We start from the raw sequence: 23114 nt of genomic DNA, 5'->3' as shown, positions 1-23114 counted from the left end.
ATGTCCAAAAACTTATTTGCTTTCCTAAAAATTCTGATAAGTGTAGGTCTTGCAGGTCTTCTGCTGTATTTGGTTTTCAGAAATGTGGATTGGATGGAATTCTGGGATCGGGCCAAATCTGTTGATTATAGCTGGGTGATCGCATCCATCATTTTGTCAATTGTCGCATATGTAGCTCGCGCTTATCGTTGGAATATCCTGCTAGAACCTTTAGGATATGATTTGAAAACTTCTAGAACAACTTTGGCTGTATTGATCGGTTATTTAGCCAACCTGGCTTTACCTCGGCTAGGGGAAATAACCAGATGTGGGGTTTTGAAACGAAACGACAATGTTTCTATGCCTTCAGCTTTCGGGAGTGTGGTGACTGAAAGAATAGTTGACGTGTTCACATTGTTCCTTTTTATTATCATTAGTCTTTTTCTAGAATCTCAACGTCTTTATGAATTTTTACATGATGCGTACAAAGATTTAAACATTCCGTATCCTATTTTGGCCGGTTTGGTACTCACGATGATAATAGGTTTGGTCACCTTAATTATTGTTGTACGGAAAAGGGATGGGCTGAAAGGAAAGTTTGCCGTGTTACTTAAAGGCTTTATCGATGGGCTATTGTCCCTTAAGGATATAAAAAGGCCTATCGGGTTCATTGTTTCTACTCTTGTTCTTTGGCTTGTTTACTATCTCATGTCTTACATAATCATATTTTCTCTTCCAGAAACATCTCATCTGGGACCAGGGGTTGGATTTATGCTTCTCATAACTGGTGGAATTGCCCTGTCAATTCCCGTCCAGAGTGGTTTTGGCACGTATCATGGGATGATAGCTGGTATGCTCTTGCTATATGCAGTAGACGAAAATACGGGGATATTTTTGGCTACATTACTCCACACTTCACAAATAGTCTCAGTAGCATTATTTGGCAGCATTGCACTGATAATCTCGCTGATAATTAGAAGAAAAAAGTCCAAAGAAGACAAATTGGCAGAGTAAAAAACTGGCCTGAAAATGGTGGCAACTTCAATGAATACTTTGACGTATTCGATGGTATTGGTTTCAGTGTTTAAAAAAGAATAAAATTATGTTAATAGTAATAATAGTCGTGTTTATGATTGCCAGTTGGGCAGTTAGCACTCGATTGAAGAATAAATTCAAAAAATACTCTCAGGTTCAATTAGGGTCAGGACTATCCGGAAGAGAAATCGCGGAATTGATGCTCAGGGACAATGGCATCCATGATGTAACTGTTACTTCTGTGCAAGGCAAGCTGACTGATCATTATAACCCTGCAAACAAAACGGTTAATCTTAGCCCCGACGTTTACAATGGAAGATCAGCCGCAGCGGCAGCTGTTGCCGCTCACGAGTGTGGTCATGCCGTACAGCATGCAAAGGCTTATCAGTGGTTGGAGTTTCGCTCAGCAATGGTTCCTGTTCAAAATGTAAGTGCGAAGGTCATCAATGCTGTTTTTATGATGATGTTTTTTGGTGCCTTCTTTTTGCCTCAGGTGATACCTTTCGAATTAGCGATTCTGGTAATTATTGGCTGTTATAGTGTCTTTACACTTTTTGCGTTTGTCACCCTCCCGGTAGAATATGATGCCAGTAACCGAGCGTTGGCATGGATAAAAGATAGAAATATTGTGGATGATCGGGAGCATGCGATGGCGAAAGACGCGCTAAACGCAGCGGCTTCTACTTATTTGGTAGCTGCTCTGGGTGCGCTGGCTACACTACTCTATTATGTAATGATCTTCCTGGGTAGCAGGGACTAAAAATTAACAATAATAAAAAAAGGGAAGCATATTATGCTTCCCTTTTTTTGTGATTTTAAAGTATTTATTAATTGGTTGTTGTTATTTCCTCTTGCACAAGAATTTCTAAGCTAATTTCACCAGTAGGACCGTCTCCAGCAGCAATTGAATTTACTAAAATTAACCCTCGTTTAGAACCTCCAGATTTCGATGCATCAGTTGCAAAGGCTAGAACTTCACCCTCAACCAATCCACTTTCTATACCTGGATCAGTATCAGCAGCTTCAGCAGCCTCATAAACGTCATCAATGTCAGCAAATGTAGTTACTTCGTTAAAAGCAGCAGCATTTAAAGAAGTTCGTCGGAAAGTGGTTGAATTTCTAGTGCCCCATGCTGATTGACCATAATCGAACGGATAGCTTGCAGGATCAGATAGAGTAGCCGCTGTTCCTCCTGTTCCAGATCCGTAAAAGTATCCAAAATCAATGTCTGCCGATAACGGATCAGAAGTATCATTGACTTGATCCATTGAGTATCTATCCCCAGTATTTGTACTAAAAAAAGTCAATGAAGATTTAACACCTGAATCATCTTGTGGAGCAGCCAAAAGAACTGCTGTGTAAGGTCTAGCATCCGGAGATGGAGCAGCAATAATGTCATAGGTAAATGTCACCACCGCTGAAGTTTGACCTAAATCATCAACCGCTTCGATTTCGAAAGTAGCTGTATTGCCAATCTGATCAACAGTAGGAGCAGTTATATTAAGTGCTAGGCTACCTGAGGTATCGCCTGAATCAGCTCCCAGGTCAGCTCTGCTGTAAGAAGTACCGTTTACGTCAAGTCCATTTACACCACCTGGTGCAGAGACTGAGATGTTCAAAACAACAGCGGAACCAACTGCTACCTCTTCTCCACTTGCTAATGCTTCACCATCAACAGTAGCTGAAACAGTTACAGAAGGAAGAACGGCCGAAATAGCATCATCCTTTCCACAACTTGTGATGACAAACGCAGCTAAAACACAAACTATTGGTAATAATTTCAATTTAATTTTCTTCATAAATGTGATTTTTGATATAAAGTGATAAAGTTAACGACTCTAAAGACACCCTAAGTATCCGTTTCGTTCAATACCAACAAAAACTAGTTAGAATTAGTTTTTTATTAGTGGCTGCAGTCAATTGAATATATTTGCGGCCGATTCTTAAAAACATAAATCAAGATATGAATTTCAATTTTACTGAGGAGCAATTAGCGGTAAGAGATGCAGCAAGAGATTTTGCACAAAAGGAACTTTTACCTGGTGTTATTGAACGTGATGAGAAGCAACAATTTCCTGCTGAGCAAATAAAGCAATTGGGTGAGCTTGGTTTTATGGGGATGATGGTAGATCCAAAATACGGGGGGAGTGGAATGGATACCGTTTCATACGTTTTGGCGATGGAAGAAATCTCTAAAATAGATGCATCTACTTCAGTTTGTATGTCGGTAAATAACTCTTTGGTGTGCTGGGGACTGGAAAAATATGGAACAGAAGAGCAGAAAGAGAAATACCTTAAACCATTGGCTAGTGGTCAAAAAATTGGTGCCTTTTGTCTTTCCGAACCGGAAGCCGGATCTGATGCAACATCGCAAAGAACAACGGCCGAAGATAAAGGAGATCATTACTTACTCAATGGGACAAAGAATTGGATTACCAATGGAAACTCTGCCTCTTTTTACATTGTAATGGCCCAAACCGATGCGGAGAAAAAGCATAAAGGGATAAACGCGATCATTGTTGAGAAGGGAATGGAAGGCTTCACCGTAGGGAGAAAGGAAGATAAGCTGGGGATCAGAGGTAGCGATACTCATTCACTCATGTTTCAAGATGTGAAGGTTCCTAAAGAAAACAGAATAGGAGAGGACGGATTTGGATTTACGTTCGCTATGAGTGTGCTGAATGGTGGAAGAATAGGTATAGCTGCACAAGCTTTAGGAATTGCTTCAGGAGCTCTTGAATTGGCATTGAAATACTCGCAAGAAAGAAAAGCTTTTGGCGTGGAAATTTCAAAGCACCAAGCCATTCAATTTAAGCTAGCCGATATGGCAACTCAAGTCGAAGCTGCAAGACTTCTTTGCCTGAAAGCTGCACAAAAAAAAGATGCAGGTGAGGACTTTTCACAAGAAGGAGCAATGGCCAAGCTATTTGCCTCTGAAGTAGCTATGACACAGACTGTGGAGGCTGTACAAATACATGGAGGTTATGGATATGTGAAGGAATTTCATGTAGAGAGGTTGATGAGGGATGCTAAAATCACTCAGATTTACGAAGGGACTTCTGAAATACAACGGATTGTTATTTCTCGTGGTTTATTGAAATAGTTCAATACTTTCCGACTGAGCAATTCTCCATCTATTAGGTTTTGAGGGTGAATATTATTAGATTCGTCCTATTATTTTACTATTTATTAATAGATTAACCAGCTTTATTTATAAATGGAGGATTACAACAAAATCATTGAATCACTTGAGATTCGATATATCAAGGCTAAAAATATTAATATTTTAAAGCCGGTTACTATCGATAATAACTATGAAGTAGAGAATTACCTCATACTTGTCACAGGTGGTGAAATCAAATTTGGTAAGGAGAAAGAAAGAGCCTCGGCAGGAGATGTAATCTTCGTGCCCGGAGGTAGACCTATCTCCATGAGCTACGGTACTGGCACTCCAACCATTCTATCAAAAGATGACTTCCTGACAAATAAAGACCAATTTCTGAAGTCTTATGGAGAGCATTCCATGGGTGACGAGCATTACAGCTATGTAGCTTTTGATGCTAAAGCTTTTGATTCAGTAAACTTCTTCTCTTCCCTGGATATTCCCTGCTTCAAGATTGAAGAAAATTACAAGCTGGCTGGTCTAATCAAGCAAATTAATGATGAGGTTAAGGACAGTATGCCGGGTCGTGATCGTATTGTTAAAGTGTTGACCGAGAATATGACCATAGAGCTTATTAGGTATATTCTCAATAACAGCCTGTTTGTTGAAAAATTGGCAACAAATAGCACATACTTTAAAGATCCGCGGCTCATCGACATCTTCACTTTCATCAAGGAAAACCTATCCGACGACTTATCCAACAAGGTTTTAGCCAATGTGGCTAATGTTTCTGAAGATTATGTGGGGCAGTACTTTAAGATGTTAACTGGCATCAATCCGCAGGATTACATCGAGTATCAACGAATGGAAGCAGCAGTTAACTTGCTTCGCACCAGTAAGAAAAGTATCCGTGATATAGGCAAAGAGGTTGGTTATAAAGACACTGCCTATTTCTGTCGACGATTTAAAATGATGTTTGGCATACCTGCCGGTAAGATGAGGCGGAGAGAGTCGTTGATGAACGTTTAATTCTCTTTTTCTTTAGCAACAACATTCTCGTCCTCATCCTCCTTTTCATCAATTACTCCTTCGATAATCCGCTCGATGTAAGGAATGGCTAAAGCTGTCAATCTTGATGTGATGCCTTGACCTTGCGTCTTTCTCTTCTTCTTAGGTTTTTCATTCTCTTCATCATCATCGTTAAAAATGACATTAAAGATCCAGTAACCCAGAATAGTAACTACTCCTGTTATTAGCGCGATCTTACCGATTCTCATTGCTTTCTCCTTCATTTCATCAGAGTCAGCATCAAGTTGAAGCTTAATTTTTTTCTCACGTTCTTCCAAGGATTTTACCTTATCCTTAATTGTCTCTTTCTTGCTCATATTTTGCTTCCTCTAATTTAATAATCAATGCTTCAATCCATTTTTGCAACTTCCTGCTTTTGACAAGGAGAATAACTACAATTATAATGAGGAGGTAAGCTCCTGAAATGATAAGATATCCCAGATAGGTACTTTCAAGTCCCAGATTTATCATCTCTGAAAATGCAATACTCAAAAAGAACAGGAAGAAAAGGCCGAATACCGCCACCATGGAAAGTGCAAAAATACCTGAAAGCATCCGAGCTATTCTGGCAATAATACGAAGCTTTATTTGCTCCGTTTTCACCTCAATAAACTCTACGATATTGTCAATCACCTTTCTAGCAGAAGATGCCATATTTAGCTTGTTTGTTCACAAAACTAACCTTCTGATTTTATTTCTACGGGATCTTTTGATTTTTCGGAATTATTCGAGAAATAAATCAGTGTGAAGGGCAGTAAAAAGAATGCAAATAGGATATACGCAAAACCGACCAATCGAACCTTCATGGTAATTCTCCCTAACCTCTTTGCTATTAACACGGGTATTTGAGATACGTATGGAATTAAGAAGAATATGATGACCCCAATAAGGTTAAATAGTAAGTGGACGATTGCTAAACTAATTGCAGCTTCGGACTGAAAAATAGCAGCCAATAAGGCTGTAATGGTAGTTCCAATATTAGCGCCAAGAATAAATTGGAATGCCTTTTTCACCTTAACCTTTCCTGTTGCGACTAGCGGTACAATTAAGGAAGTAGTCAGTGAACTTGACTGAGCAAGGGAAGTGATGATTAACCCCCAGCCAAAAGCCCGGTATTTGTTTTTAAAAACGACATTCTCGAATCTATCCTTCGTTTTTCCTATAAGTATCTTATACAGCCATTTTGAGATAAACTTGATGCAAGCAAAAAGGAGTAAAATCCCGATCAATAATGTGAGGATTGGGCCAATAGTCGACACTAGCCATGTAGTAGAGGTTTCAAAAAGGGATAGTCCGAAAGAACTACTTTCAATTCCAGTTTCTTTTGCTATATAAATAGAAGAAGAAATGTACGCGCTAAGTTTTTCCAGAAAATGATATTTCACTTCTAAAGGAAAAAGTAACAGGACCGTTAGAATGTTGAAGAAATCATGTGATGTGCCGGCAGCAACAGCCCGCTTGAATTCCTTTTTCTTGGAAATATAACTCATTGAAATGATCGTACTTGTAATCGTGGTTCCAATGTTGGCGCCCAAAATAATCGGAATGGCATTTTGAAGACTCAATGCTCCGGATGCCACTGTAGCCACGGCGATGGAAGTAGTCGTAGAACTACTTTGTAACAACGCAGTGGATAGCAAACCAATGAATAAACCGATGAATGGATTGGCAGTCACTGCAGAAATGCTCTCAATCATTCCCCCAGTCATCTCACCAATTGATATTCCCATCAATTCTATAGACAGCAGGAATATAAGTATGGAGCAGACAATGACGACTGTCCTTGACAATATGGTTTGATAATTAGTTTTTTCCATGTCAGATGACAGGAGAAGGTCGTTTATCATCCCTCTAATTCTTCTTTTAGCTCACGCTCTTTTTCTCCCGTCATCGCTTCCGAAACGTTGATGGCATGATCACCAACCTTTTCGCATAGATGGAAGAGATCTTTGTACCATCCGTCTCTCTGCGGATCATACTTATCCTTCTTGATATCCTTGGTCAGATCTTTCCGCAAGGAATTTCGCAATGAATCAATCTTTTCTTCCACGATCATTGCTGGCTCAAGTGAGTTTACTTTTTCGGTTGAATCTAAATTCTTATACATGATTAGCAGAGCTTCATCTATAAGCTCCATCATCTCCTGAAGGTTTTTCACCTGCTTACTTTTGAATTTTTTCTCACTTTTCAAAATACGCTCAACATCTCTCGACATTTGGAAAAAGATATCTCCAATTCGCTCCAGGTCATTGACCGAACTAAGCAGGCTAGTTACCTTAATTGCACTTGTATTACTTAAGGTACCCTCAGAAGAAACTTTCATTAGGTATTCGCCTATTTCCTGCTCCATTCTGTCAGTGATGATTTCGTAATCCCTGATCTTCTTGAGGAGCTTTTTCTGCTTCTTAGGTTTGTCTTCCACAATCAGATTTTGGAATTGCTTAGACATCTTCTGTGTCATTTCACCCATTCTTACCGTCTCCTTTCGAGCTTCTTCAATGGATAGCTCGGAGGTATTCATCATACCAGTGCTGATGTATTCCAAAGAGAATTCATCTTCACCTGTAGACTTGATGGCACGAGTAACAGTTTTGGCAATGAAATTGACAAACCAGACAAGTAATAAGGTGTTTAGAATATTAAAAGTCGAGTGGAATATAGATAGTGCGATTGGAATACTTGTTGCCGTAGCAAATGGAGAATCTGATCCGCTTGAGACTAAATACCAATCCACTAAGCTTAGTGCTGGTCTGATTAGAATAAGGATCCATAGCACACCAAATAGATTGAATATCAAATGCGATAACGCGGCTCTCTTTGCATGAACATTTCCAACTAAGGCCGCAAGATTTGCGGTAATTGTGGTGCCAATATTCTCACCAAGTACCATTGCAGCTGCCAATTCAAACGGAATCCATCCATTATTTGCCATTACAAGTGTAAGTGCCATTGCTGCACTGGAAGACTGAACGATCACAGTGAGAGCCGTACCAATCAAAACAAATAAGAGAATGGATAGATAACCTAAATCTGTATATCTACTAAGAAATTCAAGAATTTCAGGGTTTGCTTTAAGATCAGGAACTGAGTCTTTTAGCAAGGCGAGTCCCATGAAAAGAAGTGCAAAACCCACAAGTACCTCGCCCCAGAACTTTAATCGCTCACGATTAAAAAACATCAATGGGAAACCAATGGCAATTATCGGCAAGGCATAACTAGCTATTTTAACTTTGAATCCAACAATTGAAATTAACCATGCAGTGATTGTGGTACCAATATTGGCACCCATGATGACACCAATTGATTCCGTTAATGACAGAAGTCCTGCATTTACAAAGCTGACCACAAGCACAGTGGTCGCAGAAGAAGACTGAACCAAGCTAGTGATGGTAAAGCCGGTAAAGACTCCTTTAAAACGATTAGAAGTCATTGAGCTGAGAATGTTTCTCATTTTTGCTCCGGCTACTTTTTGGATGCCCTCACTCATGACTTTCATACCGTAGATGAAGAAGCCGAGTGCACCTAGTAGGTTAAGTAATTCTAACAATCCGTATTGCATAGTCTTTCAAGATTTGCCGCAAAGATAAAATTCTAATGTGTCGTGAGTATTACGGCAATATTTAATAAACACACATTAATAACTAATTGATAATCAATTTCTTAAAAGATAAATATGACCTCTCGATAGTTGGCCTGATGAATCCTGTTTAATATTTAGTTAATGTTTAGGTAACATTGCAGCTTATAAAATTGCTGGAATGAAAAAAATCTACTCTACTCTACTTTTTTCCGCCTTTATACTACTTCATGTTCACGCCCAGGATCCTGTATCAACCTCATGGGGTAAAAGATTAAACCTTATTGCTAAAGATTCAACTTTTGCACTAAAGTTTGGATTCAGATTTCAAACGCTTTATGATGGACGGTACAATTTGGATACCGACACATACGAAGATGCTTTACTCGTAAGGAGATCCAGGCTAAAGTTTGATGGTTGGGCAATTGACCCAAGCATAGTCTATAAGGTAGAACTTGCAGTTTCAAACAGAGATCATCGAAGTGGTCATGCAAGTGAATTTGGCAATACAGCCAATATTGTGCTTGATGCAGTTGCCAAATGGAATTTCGCCAAAGGCTGGTATGTGTGGTATGGTCAAACAAAATTGCCAGGTAACAGAGAGCGGGTGATATCATCACAAAATTTGCAATTTGTTGATCGAAGTTTGGTCAACTCAAGATTTAACTTAGATCGTGATGTGGGAATTCAGTTAAGACATAAAAATGCTACCAATCAGTTTAGACAGATGCTAGCAATTTCTCTTGGTGAAGGAAGGAATGTGATTTCCAGAAATCAAAAAAACGGATACGAGATAACAGGAAGACTGGAATTTTTACCGCTGGGAACTTTTGTTGGTAAAGGAGACTATATCGGTTCTGATATTCAAAGAGAAGAAACGCCAAAATTGTCTATTGGAATTACAGGTGATATAAATACGAATGCCATTCGTTCCCGAGGGAACCTTGGAGGTTTCAATGTAGATGCAGAGGGTGAATACATCGCTAGCGACATCAAGTCATTTATTGCTGACATGATGTTTAAATACAAAGGAATGTCAGCTATGTCAGAGTTTGTTTCACGGTCTGTAGATAGAAATAATGATAGTTTTGGAACGGGTACTGGCTTTGTATTTCAGGCGGGTTATCTGATGCCATCAAACTGGGAGATTGCTGGCCGATTCACCACGATCGATGCGGATGCAAATCAATCGGTTTTTGCAGATCAAAAAGAGTATACATTAGGCGTGTCCAGGTATATTTCAGGTCATGATCTAAAATTTCAAACAGATATTAGTTATCAGACTTTTCCCGGCCAAACTACTGAGTATTTGATATTCAGATTCCAGACAGAGTTTGCACTTTGATCAGGAGTTGAGTTCATTGATCGCCAGGTATGCCATAAGACCCATGCCAGTTTTCAATGCATTTTCGTCAATGTTGAAGGTAGGGGTATGAACCCCTGATGTGATGCCCTCGGTTTCGTTTCTTGTTCCAAGCCGATAAAAGCATCCCGGAACTTCATGGGTATAGAATGCAAAGTCTTCAGCTGCCATCCAAAGGTCTAACTCTACGACGTTTTCTTCTCCCATATAGGTCTTTGCTGCTTCTATGTTTTTTTGTGTGTAATCTTCGTCATTCACTAAAAAAGGATAACCTGAAGCGATGTGAACGTCACACGATCCGCCCATAGAAGTTGCGATAGCGCTTGAAATGTCTTTTATTTTTTGAAGGGCTTGCTTTCGCCAGTCTTCATTAAATGTCCGGAATGTACCGTCAATTTTGACTTCATTCGGTATGACGTTATTCACATTCCCCCCTGCAATTTTTCCAAACGATAGGACGGATGGAATTTTTGGATTAGCCATTCTACTTACAATCTGCTGAAGCGAGACAATGATTTGACTGGCAATTGCTATCGGATCCACAAAACTTTCAGGCATGGCTGCATGCCCGCCTTTACCTTTTATGGTGAGATAGACCTCATCGGCACTGGCCATGTATTTCCCTTTTCTAAAACCAACTTTGCCTTCAGTGATGAGTGGCATTACATGCTGCCCTAGAATCTTTTCTGGTTCAGGATTTTTTAAGATTCCTTCTTTAATAAGGATGGATGCTCCACCAGGTGACTTTTCTTCTCCTGGCTGGAAAATAAACTTTACTGTTCCATTGAATTGATCTGTAAGTTGATTCAAGATCTTCGCTACACCCAGAAGGTTGGAAGTGTGTACATCATGCCCACATGCATGCATGACGCCCTCATTTTTTGATTGATATGGAACATCATTTGCTTCCTTAATGGGAAGTGCATCAATATCTGCCCGTAGGGCAATCGTCTTACCTTTGTCTTTTCCTTCCAGACAAAAAGTAACGCCAGTTTCTGCTATCCTTTGAATATCATTAATTCCAAACTCTTTGAGTTTTGATTCAATAAAATTTGCGGTATTAAATTCCTGAAAAGAAAGCTCAGGATTAGCATGTATGTGTCTTCTAACCTCTAGAATTTCTTCAAAATGTGTCTCTGAAAGTGACTTTATTTTTTGAATCAGGTCACTCATATTTTTGTAAGAATCTTTCAGGTATTAAAAGTGCCTTTGGAAATTCCTCCTTCACTTGTTCGTATACCCTGTTGGCCTTTAACCGATTGGTGAATCTGCCTGCCTTTACGCGAAAGTTGGGCTGGTGGTAGCTTATTTTTGGTTCCAATTCTGGGAAAAACTCATACATTTTTGAGCGAGCTTCATTCGCCTCGTCTCTGCTATTCCCAGAATAAACTTGTATGATGTGCCCATCGACGTACTTCCCTGCTTTGTTTTCCAGATATGCAATCTTAGCAATACTGTCCAGCTCCATGCTAATGTGACCTGTGAGGGGGGTGTAAGGCTCGGAAACCAGCTCCTGACTCACATTCACACTATCTTTTTTATCCACACTCAGTGCTTTCCTGTGAATACTAAGATCTTCAGAGTATTTACTGGTCGAGGTTGGGGTAGTGGCTTTACAAGCTGCCAGGAAAAGAAGTATGACTAGTCGATAAGTACGCATTTATTGTTTTTTATATCGTCTTCTACTGTCTTGTATTTAACGTCTTTCTTCACAGACCCATCCGCATATTGAACGTTGACACGCTGATTTCTGCTTGCAATCTTTTGAGACTGCACGGGTTGCGTCTGCTGCTGCACCGGTGGTCTGTTGCCACCCTGTGGTCCTGCAAGAGCAGATCTGCTTTCTTCTTTTTGCTCCTGATAATTACGAGCGGTCCGTTGTTTTTGAGCAGCCTGAACATCATCAGCTTGCTCAACCGGAATTTCTGCTTTCATCAGGAATGAGATCGTCTCCTCATTGACCTTGCCGATGAATCGCTTGAACATCTCAAAGCCTTCGAATTTGTAGATCAAAAGTGGATCTTTTTGCTCGTATTGAGCATTTCGCACACTCTGGCGTAGATCATCCATTTCTCTCAGGTGTTCTTTCCATAGTAAATCTATGGTTGCCAAAGCGATCATTTTTTCCATTTCAAGGATGACCTCTTCACCCTCAGTCTCAACGGCTCTTTTGAGATTTACCGAGGTGCCGATTTGTTTTTTACCATCTGTGAAGGGAACAAGCACGTTTTCCAGCGTAGCTCCTCGGGTAAGGTTTAGCTGCTTAAGAATTGGAAGCGCCTTATCTCTTATAAGTTGGTTCTTTTGCTGATAACTATTTAGTGCTTCATTATATAGCTTTTCTGCCAAGACATTCTCATCAGTTTTTTCAAGTTCTTCTTGAGAAATAGTGAAGTCAAATCCTAAGATGGAAATGGCATTAAGCTTAAGGCTGTCCAGATCGTTTGTTGCTTTTGCATTGAATATGATGTCCTCACATGTTTCTAGCAACATATTTAAAATGTCCAGCTCGAGTCTTTCTCCATAAAGGGCATTTTTTCTTCTTTTATAGATAACCTCACGCTGACTGTTCATTACGTCATCGTACTCGAGAAGATTTTTACGAATAGCGAAGTTGTTCTCTTCTACCTTTCGTTGAGCACGCTCTATTGATTTGGTAATCATTGAGTGCTGGATCACTTCACCTTCCTGAAGACCTAAGCGGTCCATTATTTTGGCAACCCTGTCAGACATGAATAATCGCATCAGGTTGTCTTCCAAAGACACATAGAATTGAGAAGAACCAGGATCTCCCTGTCTACCCGAACGACCTCTTAGTTGTCTGTCTACTCGTCTTGATTCATGTCTTTCTGTACCGATGATTGCAAGTCCGCCTGCTTGTTTAACCTCATCAGTCAGTTTTATATCTGTTCCACGACCCGCCATATTAGTTGCAATGGTGACTGCTCCTGGTTTCCCAGCTTCAGCTACTACGTCCGCTTCCTTGGCATGCTGCTTGGCATTCAAAACCTGGTGTTTGATGTTTCGCATCTGGAGCATTCTACTTAGAAGCTCAGATATCTCTACTGAAGTTGTTCCCACAAGGACAGGCCTTCCAGCCTGAGTCAGCTCAACAACTTCTTCTGCTACAGCGTTGAATTTTTCACGGATGGTTTTATAAACCTTATCGTTTTCATCCTTTCTTGAAATTGGACGATTGGTAGGAATGACCACTACATCCAGCTCGTAGATGTCCCAAAATTCACCAGCCTCAGTTTCGGCAGTACCTGTCATGCCGGCAAGTTTATGGTACATTCTAAAGTAGTTCTGTAAGGTGATGGTCGCATACGTCTGTGTTGCGTCTTCCACCTTTACATTTTCCTTAGCTTCAATCGCCTGATGCAATCCGTCAGAGTATCTACGACCTTCCATGATACGACCTGTCTGCTCATCAACGATTTTAACTTTACCATCCATGACCACATACTCGGTATCTTTTTCATACATACAGTATGCTTTCAGGAGCTGATTTACCGAGTGAATCCTTTGTCCTTTTACATTGTAGTCTCGAATGATTGACTCCTTCTTTTGAAGTTTATCTGTTTCTTCAAGTGCTTCATCTTTTTCAAGCTTAGCAATCTCATCTCCAATATCAGGAAGGATAAAGAAGTTGGTGTCTTCACCTTCTCCAGTGATCAAGTCAAGTCCTTTTTCTGTCAGATCAATACTGTTGATCTTTTCATCAATCGTAAAGTACAGAGGTTCGTCAGCCTCTGGCATTCTTTTTTGATTATCGGCGAGATAAATGTTCTCTGTTTTTTGAAGGATTTGCTTGATACCAGTTTCACTCATGAATTTGATGAGCGGCTTGCTTTTGGGTAGACCTCTAAAGGCTCTGAACAGCGGTAGTCCGGCTTCTCCTTCCTTACCTTCCTTAATTAATTTTTTTGCTTCATTTAGGTAGTCACTTACTATTTTTCGTTGGGCATCTACCAATCGTTGAATTCTAGGCTTCAAATCATAGAATTCGTGCTCATCGCCCTTAGGAATAGGGCCGGAAATAATAAGTGGAGTTCTTGCATCATCAACAAGTACTGAATCTACCTCATCGACCATTGCATAGTGATGTTTTTTCTGTACTAACTCTTCAGGACTCCTGGACATGTTATCCCTGAGGTAATCAAAGCCAAACTCATTGTTTGTGCCGTATGTGATGTCAGCTAAATAGGCATTTCTTCGTTCAGGGGAATTAGGCTGATGATTATCTATGCAATCCACCCTCAATCCGTGAAACTCGAAAATAGGAGCGTTCCACTCGGCATCTCTTCTAGCGAGATAGTCGTTTACAGTTACAATATGAACGCCTCTTTCAGCAAGGGCATTTAAGTATGCCGGCAATGTGGCAACCAGGGTTTTACCTTCACCTGTTTGCATTTCCGCAATCTTACCCTGATGCAACACCACCCCTCCAATCAACTGAACATCGTAGTGAACCATGTTCCACACTACCTCATTTCCAGCGGCATTCCACTTGTTTTTCCAGGTAGCTGTTTCTCCGCTTATCTCTACATTGTCTTTTTTGGCTGCAATTTCTTTATCATGGAGTGTTGCAGTAACCACGATCTTTTCATTTTCAGCAAATCTTCTGGCTGTTTCTTTTACTACAGCAAAGCCGAGTGGAAGAATGTCCATTAATACTTTTTCCAACTCCTCATCCCGATCACTCTCCAGCTTATCTATCTGAGCAAATATTTCTTCCTTTTGGTGAACATCCAGCGATCTGTCCTCGTCTACTTGCTTGTGCAACGCAGCGATTTGATCATCAATATCCTTTAAATGGGATTTAATGGTTGACTTTAGCTCAGTAGTCTTCCCTCTCAATTGGTCATCAGTAATGTTTTTGAGTTTTTCAAACTCCGTATTGATGAGACCTACAAATGGGGTAAGTTCTTTAAGGTCCTTCTCTGTCTTTGTGCCAAAGATTTTGGCGAATCCCTTCGTTATCGAGTCTAGCATTGAAAAATTATCTTTTATCTACACAGATTTCAAATGAAATCACGTTCTAAATTCTTTTTAAAATTAGCCTACCTAATAGGCCTTAAAGTTATAATGGTTTAATGTAAGAGAGATCAGATTGTTACACTTCCTTCAAACACTTTTTCAGCGGGTCCTGCCAACCAAATATCTGTATATCCATCAGCGACTTTTTTAAAGTGAACTTCCAGATTTCCACCTTCTGTTTCAATCTGAACAGGGCTTTTATACCCTAGTTCCCCTGCCATCAGGCCAACAGCTGTGGCACCTGTACCGCAACTAAGTGTTTCATCCTCAACTCCTCTTTCATAAGTCCTAATTTTGACTTTCGACTGCAAAAGCTGTGCGAAGTTAACATTCGTGCCATTTTGACTTGAATAAGTTGTCAAATTGCGAATTCTCCTGCCTTCAGATACGATATCTGTGTCGTTTAGATTTTCTACAATGACAATATGATGTGGCGAACCGGTATTTATGTACCACTCTTTATCATTAATCTGATTCAATTGACTGACATCAAATAATTGAAAATGGACAAGCTTGCCATCCTGTCTTATCTGGTGAATTCCATCTGTCGTTTCAAAAGTTGCCGAATCTGAAACTAGTTTTAGTGTTTGGGCAAAGGAAAACCCACACCTGGACCCGTTTCCACAGAGACTCTGCGAGCCATCGGAATTGAAGTAGATCATTCGGTAGTCAAGGTTTGGGTGATCTTGAATTAAAATCAACCCATCGGCTCCTATGCCGAACTTTCGATCACAAAGTTTTTGTATGAGATCTATTTTTTGGGGAAAAGATTGATCTCTGTCATCAATTAAGATGAAATCATTACCTGTTCCTTGATATTTTGAGAAGTGGAGCTCCATGAGAAGCTAATTTAACGGGAAGAAGGACAAAAAAAATCCCGACTTTAAAGTCGGGATTGAAATTTTTATTTTTTTACAAGTTTTTCTTTGATCCTTGCGGCTTTTCCTTTTCTACCTCTTAAGTAGTAAAGTTTTGCCCGTCTTACACTTCCTCTTCTCAACACCTCAATTTTTTCAATGTTAGGAGTAAGGATTGGGAAGATTCTTTCAACAGCGATATCTCCAGAAACTTTTCTCACAGTAAATGTCTCACCGTTTGTGTTTCTATTGTTGATTGACATAACAGTTCCCTGGAACTGCTGCACACGCTCTTTGTTACCTTCTTTAATTTTATAGTGAACATTAATGGTGTCACCAGGTCCAAATGAAGGATGATTCGACTTTATGTCTTTATATTCTTCCTGTACTACTTTCAATAATTCTGTGCTCATTTCTGTACTCTTCGCTGAGTGTTTTGAAAAAGGAGTGCAAATATAGAAATAAGAATTGGAAAAAAAGATATTGAATTAAATAATTCCCATGATTTAGCTTAAAAGATCCGGTCTTCTTTCTTCTGTTCTTTTAAGGGCCTGTTCATTGCGCCAGGCTTCAATTTTTGCTTCATGTCCTGAAGTGAGTACTTCCGGGATTTTCCACCCTTTATATTCTGCAGGGCGCGTATATACGGGTGGTGCTAATAGATTGTCCTGAAAAGAATCTGATAGTGCAGATGTCTCATCGTTTAGCACTCCGGGCACTAGTCTTATAAGTGAATCTGCAAGAACCATAGCAGCCAGTTCTCCTCCTGAAAGAACATAGTCGCCAATACTGATTTCTTTTGTAATTAAATGATCCCTTACCCTTTGATCAACGCCTTTATAATGACCACACAGAAAAATGAAGTTCTGCTTTAGTGATAGTTGATTGGCAATGCCCTGATTATAAGTTACGCCATCTGGAGTGAGGTATATGACCTCATCGTACGCCCTTTTTCCTTTAAGTTCCGATATGCATTTATCTATAGGTTCGATCATCAAGACCATTCCGGCACCACCGCCAAATGCATAATCATCGACGTTTTGATGTTTATTGGTCGCATAATCCCTCAGGTTATGAATCTGAAGCTCAACCAACCCCTTATCCATTGATCGCTTCACAATACTTTGCGTAAGTGGCCCTTCGAAAAGGTTTGGCAGACAAGTGATTATATCTATCCGCATTGGATTAAGTTAATCGTTATATATATCCAGAAGACCGTCTGGTAAATCTACGTTCACTTTTTTTGAGGGGATATCAACATGCGTTAATATCTCATCCTTTAGGGGAATTAGAATTTCCTTTTCTTTGGCTTCTACTACTAATAGTTGATTCCCATTTAAATCAATGACTTCCTTTATATGCCCCAGCTCGGCATCCCCTTCGAACACCATACAGCCGATTAGATCATGAAAGTAGTATTGACCCGGTTCTAGTTCAGGAAGGCTATTTAATGGAAGATATAATTTCGATTTTACAATGGCTTTTGCATCATCAAGGGAATCAATATCCTCAAATTTAATCAGCGCCTTATCTCTATTGATCTGGAGTGTATCAATAAAAAAAGGAACCAATTTTCCTTGTTGTTCAAGAAAAACTGATTCCAAATTTTGATATTCATTAGGGAAGTCGACTTCTAACGAAATACTGACTTCACCATTAAGACCGTGGGTCTTGATTACTTCCCCTAGTTGGTAGCAATCATCCTGCTTCATAGCAGATTAACCCTCTTTTTTGTCTTCTTCTTCTTCTTCTTCAGCAGGAGCTTCTTCCTTAGCTTCAGCTTTTGGCTCTTCTTTGGCCTCCTCAGCAGGAGTCGCTACTTTAACCTCAGCTTTTGGCTCTTCTTTCTTCTCTTCTACAGGAGCTTCTTCCTTTGCTTCTTCAGCAGGAGCTTCAGTTTTAGCTTCTGCAGCCTGAGTTTCTTCAATCTCTGCTACATCTTCCTCAACATCATCATTTCCCTCTGCACCACCTTCTTTGATTTCTTCAACCAAAGCAGCTTCAGCCTCCTGAGCTTTTTTCTTTAGCTCTTCAGCTCTTGCATCACTTACTTTCTTCTCCGCCTCAAGTGCTGCTTTCTTCTTATCGGCTTTAACTTTTGCAAGCGTATCCACTTTACCCTGAATTTTAGACTCCTTGTCTTTGATCCAAGCTTCTAGCTTATTATCAGCTTCTTCCTGAGTAATTGCTCCTTTGTTTACACCTACTTGAAGGTGTTTTCTCATCATGATACCTCTGTAGGAAAGCATTGCACGAACAGTATCTGTAGGCTGTGCCCCTTTCATTACCCAATCAAACGCCTTATTATCATCCAATTTAATGGAAGCAGGGTCTGTATTTGGATTATACGTACCAATCTTCTCGATAAAGCGACCATCTCGTGGTGCTCTAGCGTCTGCCACTACTACATCGTACATGGCTTGTTTTTTGCGTCCTCGACGCGCTAGTCTAATTTTTACTGACATAATTCTTTTTGTTTATGGAACTCGTCCATCAAAAGTTTTAAAAATGGAGCGCAAATGTAGTTTATTTTTCTCGTTGTGAGAAGGCAATGAGTAAAGAATCTTAAAATGAATGATTTCTTTGATTCAATGTAAAATTAACACCTGTGGATTAGTTCCTATACAAATAGGCACTTACGTCCTATTCATGGTGATAATAGAGATAAATTCAGGTTTTAAAATGATTGTGTATTTGTAAAAACGATTTTGCGATTTTTATTGAAACTTTCTAGGATATATCTTTGTTTCTCAACACAATATGAATATGGATAAATATTCCTACATCGCCAACGCTCATGGTAATTATCTCGATGAGCTGTTCAAAGCCTACAAAGAGAATCCGGATAGTATTGATGAATCCTGGAAGAAGTTTTTTGAAGGCTTTGAATTTGCACAAGAAAATTATGGGGAAGCCGGAGAATCTACGGTTGTAGCAACTCCCAAGGAGACAGCAGTCAGAAACCTTATATATAATTACCGTGCATGGGCTCACTTAGTGGCTAAAACAAATCCAGTAAGGGAGAGGAGGCCTCATACTGCCAAACTAGAGCTATCCGACTTTGGATTGTCTGAAAAAGATCTCGAAACAGAATTTGAAGTAGGAGAGGAAATAGGCTTGGGAAAAGCGTCCTTGAAAAAAATCCTGGATAAGCTTAAAAAGGTTTATGCAGGGCATATAGGATTTGAGTATAACCATATTAGAGATTCAAACGTCAGTGAATGGCTGAAAAATAAAATTGAAACAGAAGGAGCGGACATCAATCCTTCCAAGGAAGAAAAACACAGAATTCTTTCCAAGCTCAATGAGGCCAGTGGTTTTGAGAACTTTCTGCACACCAAGTTCTTAGGTCAAAAGAGGTTTTCCCTTGAAGGTGGAGAGAACATGATCCCAGCTCTTGATAAAATCATTAACAAAGGAGCTGAACTTGATGCTGCAGAGGTCGTTATAGGCATGGCCCATAGGGGAAGACTAAATGTCCTGGCCAATATAATGGGCAAAACCTATGAAGAAATTTTCAGTGAATTTGAAGGGAATCAGGAAGTTGACCTGACCATGGGGGATGGGGATGTGAAATACCATTTAGGGTATGCATCGCACCTTGAGACCACAGCAGGTAAGAAGACCTACGTGAAGTTAGCGCCAAACCCGTCCCACTTGGAGGCAGTGGATCCGGTGGTTCTGGGATACTGCAGAGCTCAAATTGATGACGAATATAGTGGGGATATGGGTAAATCCATTCCTATCCTAATACATGGAGATGCTGCTGTTGCCGGCCAAGGCATAGTATATGAGTGCATTCAAATGTCTTTGTTAGATGGTTATAAGACAGGAGGGACCATTCATTTTGTAATCAATAATCAGGTTGGTTTTACCACCGACTTTGCGGATGCCAGATCAAGTATATACTGCACTGATTTGGCTAAAATCGTTGATGCACCTATCCTCCATGTGAATGGAGATGATGCAGAAGCGGTTCAATTTTGTGCTAACCTGGCTGTGGAGTACAGACAAAAATTCAACAAGGATATTTTTATAGATATGCTATGCTATAGAAGGCATGGTCATAATGAGAGTGATGAGCCAAAATTCACTCAACCTAAACTTTATAATGCGATTGGGAAACATCCGAATCCTCGTGAAGTATACGTAAAGCAGTTAACCGAGAAAGGTGACTTGAGTAGTGATGAAGTGAAGAAGCTTGAGAAAGAATTCAAGGATAAGCTTCAGGATAGACTCAATGAAATTAAAGAACATCCTCTCCCATATAAGCCTCAAAAAATTGAAGAGGAGTGGGATCATTTAAGACGATCAAAAGAAGTCGACTTTGAGAAATCTCCTGATACCAGTGTCTCAGAAGAAGTCGTTGAAAAAATAGGAAAGGCAGTATCTGAGGTTCCTAAAGGATTTAAACCGCTTCGACAGATTGAAAAACTTTTGAAGGATAGGAAAGCCAACTTCTTTGAAAAGAAAGAGTTGGGATGGGCAGATGCCGAGCTTCTTGCGTATGGGTCACTGCTTACCGAAGGTACCATTGTCAGGATGTCGGGTCAAGATGTAAAAAGGGGTACCTTCTCTCACCGTCATGCTTATTTCTTTGATTCAAACACGAATGAGCCATATTGTGGATTAAATAATATCCAAAAAGAGCAGCAACCTTTGAGGATTTACAACTCACTGCTTTCAGAATATGGAGTATTAGGTTTTGAATATGGCTATGCAATGGCCACACCGAATGCATTGGTAATATGGGAGGCGCAATTCGGCGATTTTGCCAATGGCGCACAGATTATGATCGATCAATTCATCATAAGTGCCGAGAGTAAGTGGCAAAGAATGAATGGATTGGTAATGTTATTACCTCATGGGTATGAAGGACAAGGGCCTGAGCATTCAAGTGCCAGGATGGAGCGTTTCTTACAAATGTGTGCAAATGAAAATATTATCATTGCCAACTTAACCACCTCTGCTAATATTTTCCATTTAATGAGGAGACAAGTAGCATGGGAGTTTAGAAAACCTGCGGTGGTTTTTTCACCAAAATCACTCTTAAGACATCAAGGCACAATATCTCCGTTGAAAGAATTTACTTCAGGTAAATTCAAAGAGATAATCGCCGATGATTACGTAACCAATAAAAATGTAAAAAAGGTACTTTTCTGTTCCGGAAAGGTATACTTTGATCTGCTGGACGAGCAAAAGAAAAAGAAGTCAAAAGACGTAGCTATTGTTCGGGTGGAGCAGCTCTACCCTTGGCCTCAAAAACAGATAGATGCTATTCTTAAGAAATACAACAATCCAAAACTGGTTTGGGTACAGGAAGAGCCGAAGAATATGGGAGCTTGGAGCTATATCAATATGAGGGTTGATATGAACCTTGAAGTGGTTGCCAGGAAGATTAGTGCCTCACCTGCTACCGGATTCTCCAAAGTTCACAAAGAGGAGCAAGCTAATTTGGTAAAACAGGCCTTTAGTATTTAGAGGTCAATCTGAATAAGAATTAAAAAAATTAAAACAAGAATAAAATGAGTCTTGAAATGAAAGTTCCTACGGTTGGTGAGTCTATCACGGAAGTGACCGTAGCATCATGGACAAAAAGTGATGGCGATATTGTGGAGATGGACGAGGTGATCTGTGAGCTTGAGTCTGATAAAGCAACATTTGAAGTTACTGCTGAAGCGGCCGGAAAGCTTAGTATCAAAGCACAAGAAGGCGATACCTTAGAAATAGGAGCTGTTTTGTGTGAAATTGATGAAAGTGCGGGAGGTGGTGAAGCATCATCTTCACCGGACAACAAATCCGAATCTAAAAAAGAGTCATCCGCTGATTCATCTTCTGGTGAGGCCAAAGCCACGGGTGAAGTTTTGGAAATGAAAGTTCCTGCGGTAGGAGAGTCCATTACGGAAGTAACGATTTCCAACTGGGCGAAAGGTGATGGTGATTTTGTTGAGTTAGATGAAGTTATAGCTGAAATTGAATCAGATAAAGCAACATTTGACCTGACTGCTGAAGCTCAGGGGAAACTACAAATAGTAGCTCAGGAAGGAGATACACTGGAAATAGGAGCTTTGATTTGCAAAATTGAAGTAATGGAAGGGGGTATGCCTTCTTCAGATTCTGATTCGGGAGGTTCAGAAAGTACAGAAACATCTTCAAGCTCTGATTCAGATAAAGAGACTTATGCCACCGGGCATGCATCCCCAGCGGCTGCTAAAATTCTTGATGAAAAAGGAATTTCTCCAGAGGATTTTAAAGGGACAGGAAAAGATGGGCGCATCACGAAGGAAGATGCGATGAGTGCGCAGAAGTCAGCACCTAAAGAGGCAACCAAATCAGATGATAAACCTTCCAAACCTCAATTCGAAGCGCCTACTTTTGGAGGAGGTGTAAGTAGAGAGCAGCGTCGAGAGAAAATGTCTTCACTTAGAAAGACGGTCTCCAGAAGGCTGGTATCCGTGAAGAATGAAACGGCCATGTTGACCACATTTAATGAGGTGAATATGAAGCCAATCATGGATTTGAGGAAGAAATACAAAGAAGAGTTTAAAGAGAAGCACGAAGTAGGACTAGGTTTTATGTCTTTCTTCACCAAGGCTGTTTGTGTGGCTCTACAGGAATGGCCTGCAGTTAATGGACAAATAGATGGAAATGAGTTGATATTTAGTGACTACTGTGATATCTCAATTGCTGTTTCTGCGCCGAAAGGATTGGTTGTTCCAGTAATTCGAAATGCAGAGTCAATGAACTTTGTTCAGATTGAGAAGGAAGTGATCAGACTAGCAACAAAAGCAAGAGACAATAAATTAAGCATCGAAGAGATGGAGGGTGGAACCTTCACCATTACCAATGGTGGAGTGTTCGGATCTATGATGTCGACACCAATCATTAATGCGCCTCAATCTGCGATATTGGGAATGCACAACATTGTGGAACGTGCGGTAGTTGAAAATGGTGAGGTAGTAGTGCGACCAATGATGTATGTAGCTCTTTCTTACGATCATAGGATTATCGATGGACGTGAGTCAGTGAGTTTCCTTGTGAGAGTGAAGCAGCTTCTTGAGGATCCTACACGATTAATGCTAGGCGTCTAAT

At 40.1% G+C, this 23114-nt stretch carries 20 protein-coding genes; 7 read left to right on the top strand and 13 right to left on the bottom strand.

All coding sequences use genetic code 11. From position 1 onward, the window contains the following. Together ACO05G_RS13975 and ACO05G_RS13970 are read left to right on the top strand one after the other, a co-directional pair. Positions 1-993: a lysylphosphatidylglycerol synthase transmembrane domain-containing protein gene (locus ACO05G_RS13975; protein ID WP_421763309.1), complete on the top strand. Its 993-nt coding sequence runs from the start codon at positions 1-3 to the stop codon at positions 991-993. An 88-nt stretch (positions 994-1081) separates the two neighbouring features. Further along, positions 1082-1774: a zinc metallopeptidase gene (locus tag ACO05G_RS13970; RefSeq protein ID WP_421763308.1), complete on the top strand. Its 693-nt coding sequence runs from the start codon at positions 1082-1084 to the stop codon at positions 1772-1774. Between the two features lie 67 nt (positions 1775-1841). Here ACO05G_RS13970 and ACO05G_RS13965 read toward each other — a convergent pair whose 3' ends face one another. Next, complete coding sequence (locus ACO05G_RS13965) at positions 1842-2813, bottom strand: hypothetical protein (RefSeq protein WP_421763307.1); 972 nt, start codon at positions 2811-2813, stop codon at positions 1842-1844. A gap of 164 nt (positions 2814-2977) precedes the next feature. Between ACO05G_RS13965 and ACO05G_RS13960 the strand changes: the two genes are divergently transcribed. Both ACO05G_RS13960 and ACO05G_RS13955 read left to right on the top strand, forming a co-directional pair. Then, positions 2978-4117 (top strand): acyl-CoA dehydrogenase, encoded by a 1140-nt coding sequence (locus ACO05G_RS13960; protein ID WP_421763306.1) that lies wholly within the window; start codon positions 2978-2980, stop codon positions 4115-4117. A gap of 114 nt (positions 4118-4231) precedes the next feature. Continuing rightward, positions 4232-5146, top strand: coding sequence for a helix-turn-helix domain-containing protein (locus ACO05G_RS13955; protein WP_421763305.1), 915 nt, complete (start codon positions 4232-4234; stop codon positions 5144-5146). Here ACO05G_RS13955 and ACO05G_RS13950 read toward each other — a convergent pair. Genes ACO05G_RS13950 through ACO05G_RS13935 form a run of 4 tightly spaced genes read right to left on the bottom strand, consistent with a single transcriptional unit; the run spans position 5143 to position 8744 of the window. Further along, positions 5143-5502 (bottom strand): hypothetical protein, encoded by a 360-nt coding sequence (locus ACO05G_RS13950; RefSeq protein WP_421763304.1) that lies wholly within the window; start codon positions 5500-5502, stop codon positions 5143-5145. The two genes, ACO05G_RS13955 and ACO05G_RS13950, sit on opposite strands and share 4 nt — an antisense overlap. After that, entirely contained in the window at positions 5480-5839 is a 360-nt protein-coding gene (locus tag ACO05G_RS13945; protein ID WP_421763303.1) for a hypothetical protein, read from the bottom strand. Before ACO05G_RS13945 ends, ACO05G_RS13950 begins: the two co-directional genes overlap by 23 nt. A 23-nt stretch (positions 5840-5862) precedes the next feature. Then, positions 5863-7032 carry a Na/Pi symporter gene (locus ACO05G_RS13940; protein WP_421763302.1) on the bottom strand — a complete coding sequence of 390 codons (1170 nt, stop codon included), beginning with the start codon at positions 7030-7032 and terminating at the stop codon, positions 5863-5865. Then, positions 7029-8744, bottom strand: coding sequence for a Na/Pi cotransporter family protein (locus ACO05G_RS13935; protein WP_421763301.1), 1716 nt, complete (start codon positions 8742-8744; stop codon positions 7029-7031). The genes ACO05G_RS13940 and ACO05G_RS13935 overlap by 4 nt, the downstream gene beginning before the upstream one ends. Positions 8745-8943: 199 nt before the next feature. On the opposite strand from ACO05G_RS13935, the gene ACO05G_RS13930 reads away from it, so the two are divergent. Next, a complete protein-coding gene (locus tag ACO05G_RS13930; protein WP_421763300.1) occupies positions 8944-10107 on the top strand; it encodes a porin in 1164 nt (387 codons plus the stop codon). Here the strand turns inward: ACO05G_RS13930 and ACO05G_RS13925 are convergent, their stop codons facing one another. The 8 genes from ACO05G_RS13925 to ACO05G_RS13890 all read right to left on the bottom strand — a co-directional run bounded on the left by ACO05G_RS13925 (position 10108) and on the right by ACO05G_RS13890 (position 18487). Next, the gene (locus ACO05G_RS13925) at positions 10108-11298 is read right to left on the bottom strand and encodes a M20 metallopeptidase family protein (protein WP_421763299.1); all 1191 of its coding nucleotides are present in this window, start codon (positions 11296-11298) and stop codon (positions 10108-10110) included. It abuts the gene before it with no gap. Continuing rightward, on the bottom strand, positions 11291-11785 hold the full coding sequence (locus ACO05G_RS13920) for an SPOR domain-containing protein (RefSeq protein ID WP_421763298.1): 495 nt from the start codon (positions 11783-11785) through the stop codon (positions 11291-11293). Before ACO05G_RS13920 ends, ACO05G_RS13925 begins: the two co-directional genes overlap by 8 nt. Next, complete coding sequence (secA, locus tag ACO05G_RS13915) at positions 11767-15120, bottom strand: preprotein translocase subunit SecA (RefSeq protein ID WP_421763297.1); 3354 nt, start codon at positions 15118-15120, stop codon at positions 11767-11769. The genes ACO05G_RS13920 and secA overlap by 19 nt, the downstream gene beginning before the upstream one ends. 113 nt (positions 15121-15233) lie before the next feature. After that, positions 15234-16004: a diaminopimelate epimerase gene (dapF, locus tag ACO05G_RS13910; RefSeq protein WP_421763296.1), complete on the bottom strand. Its 771-nt coding sequence runs from the start codon at positions 16002-16004 to the stop codon at positions 15234-15236. 65 nt (positions 16005-16069) lie between these two features. Beyond that, on the bottom strand, positions 16070-16435 hold the full coding sequence (gene rplS, locus ACO05G_RS13905; RefSeq protein WP_348282040.1) for a 50S ribosomal protein L19: 366 nt from the start codon (positions 16433-16435) through the stop codon (positions 16070-16072). A gap of 93 nt (positions 16436-16528) precedes the next feature. Continuing rightward, positions 16529-17203, bottom strand: coding sequence for a tRNA (guanosine(37)-N1)-methyltransferase TrmD (gene trmD, locus ACO05G_RS13900; RefSeq protein WP_421763295.1), 675 nt, complete (start codon positions 17201-17203; stop codon positions 16529-16531). Between the two features lie 9 nt (positions 17204-17212). Then, the gene (rimM, locus tag ACO05G_RS13895; protein WP_421763294.1) at positions 17213-17734 is read right to left on the bottom strand and encodes a ribosome maturation factor RimM; all 522 of its coding nucleotides are present in this window, start codon (positions 17732-17734) and stop codon (positions 17213-17215) included. 6 nt (positions 17735-17740) lie between these two features. Continuing rightward, positions 17741-18487, bottom strand: a complete 747-nt coding sequence (locus tag ACO05G_RS13890) for a 30S ribosomal protein S16 (protein ID WP_421763293.1) — start codon at positions 18485-18487, stop codon at positions 17741-17743. A gap of 295 nt (positions 18488-18782) precedes the next feature. Here ACO05G_RS13890 and ACO05G_RS13885 point away from each other — a divergent pair, with 295 nt between their 5' ends. Then, positions 18783-21503, top strand: coding sequence for a 2-oxoglutarate dehydrogenase E1 component (locus tag ACO05G_RS13885; protein ID WP_421763292.1), 2721 nt, complete (start codon positions 18783-18785; stop codon positions 21501-21503). A 44-nt stretch (positions 21504-21547) separates the two neighbouring features. Beyond that, positions 21548-23113, top strand: coding sequence for a 2-oxoglutarate dehydrogenase complex dihydrolipoyllysine-residue succinyltransferase (gene odhB / locus ACO05G_RS13880; RefSeq protein WP_421763291.1), 1566 nt, complete (start codon positions 21548-21550; stop codon positions 23111-23113). The last annotated feature ends 1 nt before the right edge of the window (position 23114 follow it).

This window comes from Ekhidna sp., assembly GCF_965227465.1.
In the GTDB taxonomy this organism is placed as follows: domain Bacteria; phylum Bacteroidota; class Bacteroidia; order Cytophagales; family Cyclobacteriaceae; genus Ekhidna.
This window is presented reverse-complemented; position numbering and strand designations above follow the sequence as displayed.